This window comes from Catenibacterium faecis, from assembly GCF_014306455.1.
Taxonomy (GTDB): Bacteria; Bacillota_I; Bacilli_A; order Erysipelotrichales; family Coprobacillaceae; genus Catenibacterium; species Catenibacterium mitsuoka_A.
Genome location: NZ_JACRWG010000080.1, coordinates 1 through 6,315 on the forward strand (window position 1 = coordinate 1; position 6,315 = coordinate 6,315).

Genomic DNA, 6,315 nt, shown 5'->3' on the forward strand with positions numbered 1-6,315 from the left:
TATATGGCATTATATAAATATATTCAATCTTTTATTCTTAACTACAATGTCATAAATATACACTTATAATAGGAAAAAAAGCAATAAAAAAGAGCCAACTTCTTAAGTTGACTCCATTGGACTCGATTAGTCGAGCCTCATTTTTTTGACGAGTAATAAACCTATAATAAGTGTAATGATATCACTGATACATTGTGCAAGAAGAATTCCCATATAGCCTAATAATGCCGTAAGGACAATCATTACAACAAAGAATATCACGCCCTGTCTTGATAAAGAGATAATCATTGCCCCTGTCGCATAACCTGCTGATTGAAAGAGTGTTGTGAGTATTAATACAACCCCTACAAAAGGTGTAGAAATAGATAAGCATCTCAACATTGTACTTCCCTGTGAGACAATTGTTTGATTCTTCATGAAACATGACATGATAGAAGGTGTAAAGAAACATAATACAAGTGTCATAACGCAAGCAAAGGATATAATGACTAAAGCATCAAAGCGTAAGACTTCTTTAAGTCTCTTTTTATTGCGTGCTCCGATACAATATCCAATGAGTGGCTGTGCACCAAAAGCAAAGCCAACAAGAACCATCATAATAATCATATTGACTTTTAATGCGATACCCATGCTGGCAATCGCATTTGATCCATAGGGACGTAAATATTGATTAGTAAGAGTGACTGCAAAAGACTGCATAATATTTGTAAGAGAAGCTGGGATGCCAATAAAGATGAGACCTTTTATATGACGTGTATCGCAATGGGCATCCTTTAAAGAAACACTGAGTTCTGGGCATTTACGTTTAATCACATAAACTAAATATGCATCTGTGACAAAGTTAGAAAATACAGTCGCAATTGCGACACCTGTGGCTTCCATATGAAATACAAATAAGAAAATAGGATCAAGAATGATATTGATAACACAACCAAGAATTGTACCTATCATAGCATCCTGGGCATGTCCTGCACATCTGATTAGATTTGTAGGAATCATCGATAGAATAATAAAGACACCACCAATTGAAATCACATGATAATATTGTAAAACATAAGGTTTTGTAGATGCTTCTGTTCCAAGTAATGAAAGAATAGGATTCTTAAATAGAATCATAATTAAAGAGGTAAGAAGAGAGACCCCAATAGCATAATAAAAGCATACAGCACTGACTCTTTTTGCTTCTTCAGTTTCTTTATTCCCAAATAAACGAGAGATTACTGAACTGCCTCCTAGTCCAAATATATCTCCTAAAGCAATCATTAATGTAAATAGAGGTGCACATAATGAGACACCTGCAACAAGATTTGTATTTTGTGTTTGTGATACAAAGAAAGTATCGACTAAGTTATAGACTAAAGTGACCATCATAGAAAGAACTACTGGTAAAGCAATCTTAAAGTAAGCTTTCTTGACAGGCATTGTTTCAAATAATTCATTCATTGTATTAACCTCCTGCCCTATCTTATCAGTTTTGTTTGTGATTTATTGTGTCATATGTCACAATAAAGATATGAAAGAAATAAAAGATAAACTGTTAATAGAGAAATATAGTGATTCTATATCTTCTTATGTTCATTTAGATAATGTAAGTCTTCAGATGTTTGAGTTTGAGAAAGGAGAGTTAATGATTCAGCCTTCTTTTCATTTTCATTCTATTTATTTTTTAGTGAAAGGAAGCGTAAATGTTTATTCAATTCAAGCAGATGGTAGACAGTTTGTGACAGGTGTAAAGAAAGAAATACCTATTCTTGGAGATATTGAGTTTGTCACAAAAAAGAAGCCTCACTTATTTGTAGAGGCTTTAGAGAATGTAGTGGTATTAAGTATTGATACATTAAGATATGAGAAAGAGTTGAATGAAGATGTGTTGTTTCTTCATTCAGTTATTCATTCCTGCGTAGATATTATTCAATCTGTACAGCATGAACAAAACTGTATGAGTCTAGAAGAGAAAGTAATCGCATATATGAAATATCAGTGTGATGATCATATATTAAGAAGAATAGAAAAAACATCAGAAATACTTCACTGTAGTAGAAGACAATTACAGAGAGTGCTTCATGAATTAATGGAGAAAGATATACTTACTAAATTAAGTAAAGGTGTTTATTGTTTCAAAAAATGATGGATTGATACTGTTTAGGTTATTGTTTATGTATAATAAGAAATATATAAAGGAGACAGATATGGGTAAAATAATATTTCTAGATGTAGATGGCACATTAATTGATTATGAAGCAAAGCTACCTGCTTCAGCAGCTAAGGCTGTGGACATGGCACGCGCAAATGGACATAAAGTATATATTTGTACTGGATGTTCTAAAGCTGAAATACTACAGCGTAATTTATGTGATTTAGATGGTATGATTGGTGGTAATGGTGCTTATGTAGAAGACCATGATGAAGTTGTAATGCATCAAGGATTATCAAAGGAAGATGTAAAACATATTGTAGATTGGTGTAATGAGAGACACTTAGGTTTCTATTTAGAAGCCAATAGCGGTATGTACTGCAATGACTATATGTTAGAACAGGGTCCTGAAACAATGGTTAAATATGCTCAGGGTAAAGGAGCAGACCTAGAGAAGGCAAAGGAATCTTCTAAAGCATTCATGGATGGATTTATTCATTTACAGGGTGAAGATTTATATAGAGATGATGTGAATAAGATCAGCTTTATCTTAAGCTCTTATCAGGATCATTTAGATTCTAAGGTGGAATTTCCTACTCTTGTAGCGAATACATGGGGTGGTAAGGGTGAAGTAGCCTTATATGGTGATTTAGGACCTACTGGTATTACTAAGAGACATGCGATTGAAGTATTGATGGAACACCTTGGTGCTGACTTTAAGGATACTATTTCTTTTGGTGATGCAAAGATTGATCTATCAATGTTTGCATGTTGTACTTACAATGTCGCTATGGGTAATGGTGGTCCTGAAATAAAAGAAGCAGCAGATTATATTACGACTGATGTCAATGATGATGGACTTTATAATGCATTTAAACATTTAGGACTAATTTAAAAGCCGTTGTGAGTGTAATGCTCACAACGACTTTTTTTATGTTTTCTTTTGTATCTGTATGGAATTTAAATGGGATTTTTTTATCTATTTTATAAGTTGTACTGTATTCATGTAAGTTATTGTTTTTATCATATGTCTTAATCTGAATGTTGATATATTCTTCTTTAAACTTATATGAGTTAATATGCAGACATAGACTATAATGATCACCATCTATGCGTGATTTAGAAGTAGTACATGTGATCCCATAAGGGGCATCTATTTCTACTGGAATAGATGTTTCAAAGCGATGATATGCAAAATAAAGAGTAATAATTGCAACAATAGAAAGACCTATTATAAATCTCTTCTTTTTCATATCATCACCCTCTTAACTAAATTCTAACAATTTTCAACATATACATCTAGATATTTTCATACATTAGAAAACATGCCTCTCGGCATGTTATGACTGGCTATCTTTGATAACAACGGTCCTATTTAATTTCGCAATTTCATCATTAAAACCTTGCTCATTCCATTCATTTTTATGATAGAGATTCTTATAACTCAATGAAGAGACTTTATTAATCTTAGTGGGATCAACTCCTTTCTCTAATAAACTATTCTTTACTGTTAATGCACGCTCGTAACCAAGCTTCTGAAGTCTCTCATCTGAAGTAGTCTTATCATAGGCTGTTGTACCGAAGATATCTACTGCACCAGCATAGTTATTCAAAAAAGAAACAACACTATTCAACTTCTCAGCATTTAACAAAATAGAGGAATTCTTTTGGAACTCCAGTCCAGTTAGGCAAAGCTTACTTTTAATATCATTATAATTATTACTTACCATCGATACAGCATTGTAATCTGTGTCCTGCCCTACCTTGCTAACATTTGGTCCTTTGTAAGCTTTATTACTGATTGGATTACTATCGACGAAGTGAATCTTGTCTTTATTCATACCTGATTCAACAAGAAGCTTTGTTAAGAACTCCTTCTCTTTATGAATAGAAATTTTCGAGAGCTTTTGGTATGAAGCAACCTGACCAACTGAATATAAATAGATATTATTGATGTTTTGAAGATTAGGCATACCATGTGCTTCCTTTAAATTACTTACTGTCTTATTTATATCCAGATTCCTTAATGATTCCAATGTTGTCATATTCAATAAACCCTTTGTACTTAGACCAGACACAAAACATACAATGTCATTATTTGATTTAGTCGAAAAACTCTTAGAAGCACAATTTAAACTCTCAATTAAATCGATTTCAGCTGATTTTGATTTGATACTATTCAATTCTTCAATCATATTTGAAGTGTATTTCTCTAAGTAGGACTTCTTCTGTGTAGATGTTGTATATGACTTAAGAGGTTCAATCTGTTCTGATTTCACTACATAAGGAGCACCATCTGAATTTACGATAGATAATTGACCACCCTGTGTATAAATCTTCTTCAAGTAGGGCTTTGCTAAGATATAGTCATGAAGCAAGGAACAAGAGTTGTTCCCTGCAACGACAGATATATTATAATTTTTTACTTTCTTAGATGAACACCCACATAGGACAAGGCTAAGCATCAATAGGCTGATTGTTAATGTTTTTAATTTCTTCATTGTTTATATCTCCTTTGTCATTTACTTTTGATTCTTCAGTTAAATAGTCAGTTCCTTCCTGTGAGTTTATCTTGCCTGCAATTTCAAACTGCGAATGATTTTTTAAGTAGTTTGTATTAGTCAATACAAGATCTTCTAATATAGAAGCTTCTTCTTCATTAAAGGCAGATAAGTCAATGTTTTGAGCCATCTGTAATTCGAACAGTTGTAATCTTAACTCATTTGCACGTTCGGTAAGATCTACATTATTCATCTCTAAGGTATTCATTAAAGCTTCATTCTCTTCATGTTTACTCTTAAGACTCAAAACAAAACTTAGAATAGACGTTAATAAAGGCACAAAGATTAAAGCAATATTACCTAAGATCAATTTAGTATCCATATCTTCACCAAGGATGATTGCGACCTTCAACAATACATATGAGAAATATGATCCTAGAAAGATTGCGAAATCTAATATTGCTCTCTTATTCTTAAATATCTCTTCGAATTCATTAATCTGACACCCCATATGATAGACAGACACGTCTAAACCAATCGCAAAGATAGCACTTGAGAGATAGAGGAATAAAGGATTTGCAGTGTTGAATATATTCGCAAGAGCTTCTTCCACCACATAAAAATCAGTAAATGTAAGAATCAAAATAATAATTCCAGAGACTACAGGATTATCCAATAAGTTCTTCTTGTGGATCTGCTGGTACTCTTTCTTGTAAAGCTTCTTGTTCATCTTCTTCATAATCTTCAAGTTCCTTTCCTACTTTCATGATTTTTTCTTCATTAGATTTAATATGAGCTTCAACCAAGGCTAACTCCTGTTCGAGATTCTTAATTTCAGCCGCTTTTTTAATATTAATCATTTCAATCAATAGATCATGGTTTAACTTATCGCGATCTAAATAGTTCAGTACGAATTCCTGATCGATATTAAGAGTCTTATAGAATAACTCAAAGTTCTCTTCATCGATGTGAGAAGAGAAGTCCTGTAAGTACTTATTAATAGTACTAAGACTTCCTGCATTGCTGGAGTCTATGACAGAGAAGATCCCATTGTATGAAGCAGGAACTACGTCTGTCAGATCATTTTCAAACTCAAGTAGTTTAACTCTTTCATCTTTATATTTTGATAACTCTTTTTTTCTATTAAAGAATCCCTTAAACAGTTTCATTGTCACTTACTCCCTTCATTACTTTCTCTAATAAGTTATCTTCTACTTTCTTATAATCGATAAATCTTTCGTCAGTACGATAATTGAGACGAGGAATTTCAACATCAGATTTCTTTGAACCTAATTTCATTCCTTTACCATAATGAGTCAAGTAAACCTGAAGGCCATTCTCAGCTCTATCTAAATCGTCGTAGAGTTTATTTCTCTTCTTCAAATAATCATTTTTTAAATCTAGAAGTTCAAGAGAGAGAGCATGATTCTTTCTTTTTACATTCATTACCTCTCTTTTACCTCTTAATGATGATGGATCAATACCACTTAGCTCCATATAATTCATGTTCATCTTATAAAGCAATTTCTCACCTTCTTTTGAGAAATGCCCTAAGTTTTGGTGCTAAGGATAAAATAAAAATGTAGGTAAAAGACAACATAAGAATGTTGGAAAACCTACATAATTATTTTGTCCTTTTTCATTTTATTGATATTATCTTGCCGGAGGTAATATCGATGA

8 protein-coding genes are annotated in these 6,315 nt (G+C 32.5%); 2 read left to right on the forward strand and 6 right to left on the reverse strand.

Annotated features, from left to right (window positions below; genetic code table 11):
• Window positions 1-126: 126 nt before the first annotated feature.
• A complete protein-coding gene (locus tag H8909_RS12090; protein ID WP_187012999.1) occupies window positions 127-1,443 on the reverse strand; it encodes an MATE family efflux transporter in 1,317 nt (438 codons plus the stop codon).
• Window positions 1,444-1,513: 70 nt separating this feature from the next.
• On the opposite strand from H8909_RS12090, the gene H8909_RS12095 reads away from it, so the two are divergent.
• Together H8909_RS12095 and H8909_RS12100 are read left to right on the forward strand one after the other, a co-directional pair.
• Window positions 1,514-2,128: a Crp/Fnr family transcriptional regulator gene (locus tag H8909_RS12095; RefSeq protein WP_187013000.1), complete on the forward strand. Its 615-nt coding sequence runs from the start codon at window positions 1,514-1,516 to the stop codon at window positions 2,126-2,128.
• A 61-nt stretch (window positions 2,129-2,189) separates the two neighbouring features.
• Window positions 2,190-3,029 (forward strand): HAD family hydrolase, encoded by an 840-nt coding sequence (locus H8909_RS12100; RefSeq protein WP_187013001.1) that lies wholly within the window; start codon window positions 2,190-2,192, stop codon window positions 3,027-3,029.
• Here H8909_RS12100 and H8909_RS12105 read toward each other — a convergent pair.
• From H8909_RS12105 to H8909_RS12125, 5 genes are all read right to left on the reverse strand, one after another.
• A complete protein-coding gene (locus tag H8909_RS12105; protein ID WP_187013002.1) occupies window positions 3,007-3,387 on the reverse strand; it encodes a hypothetical protein in 381 nt (126 codons plus the stop codon). The two genes, H8909_RS12100 and H8909_RS12105, sit on opposite strands and share 23 nt — an antisense overlap.
• Before the next feature lie 87 nt (window positions 3,388-3,474).
• The gene (locus H8909_RS12110) at window positions 3,475-4,635 is read right to left on the reverse strand and encodes an OmpA family protein (RefSeq protein ID WP_187013003.1); all 1,161 of its coding nucleotides are present in this window, start codon (window positions 4,633-4,635) and stop codon (window positions 3,475-3,477) included.
• The gene (locus H8909_RS12115; protein WP_187013004.1) at window positions 4,592-5,374 is read right to left on the reverse strand and encodes a hypothetical protein; all 783 of its coding nucleotides are present in this window, start codon (window positions 5,372-5,374) and stop codon (window positions 4,592-4,594) included. Before H8909_RS12115 ends, H8909_RS12110 begins: the two co-directional genes overlap by 44 nt.
• Window positions 5,304-5,804 carry a hypothetical protein gene (locus H8909_RS12120; RefSeq protein WP_187013005.1) on the reverse strand — a complete coding sequence of 167 codons (501 nt, stop codon included), beginning with the start codon at window positions 5,802-5,804 and terminating at the stop codon, window positions 5,304-5,306. The genes H8909_RS12115 and H8909_RS12120 overlap by 71 nt, the downstream gene beginning before the upstream one ends.
• Window positions 5,791-6,159, reverse strand: coding sequence for a hypothetical protein (locus H8909_RS12125; RefSeq protein WP_187013006.1), 369 nt, complete (start codon window positions 6,157-6,159; stop codon window positions 5,791-5,793). The genes H8909_RS12120 and H8909_RS12125 overlap by 14 nt, the downstream gene beginning before the upstream one ends.
• Between the last annotated feature and the right edge of the window lie 156 nt (window positions 6,160-6,315).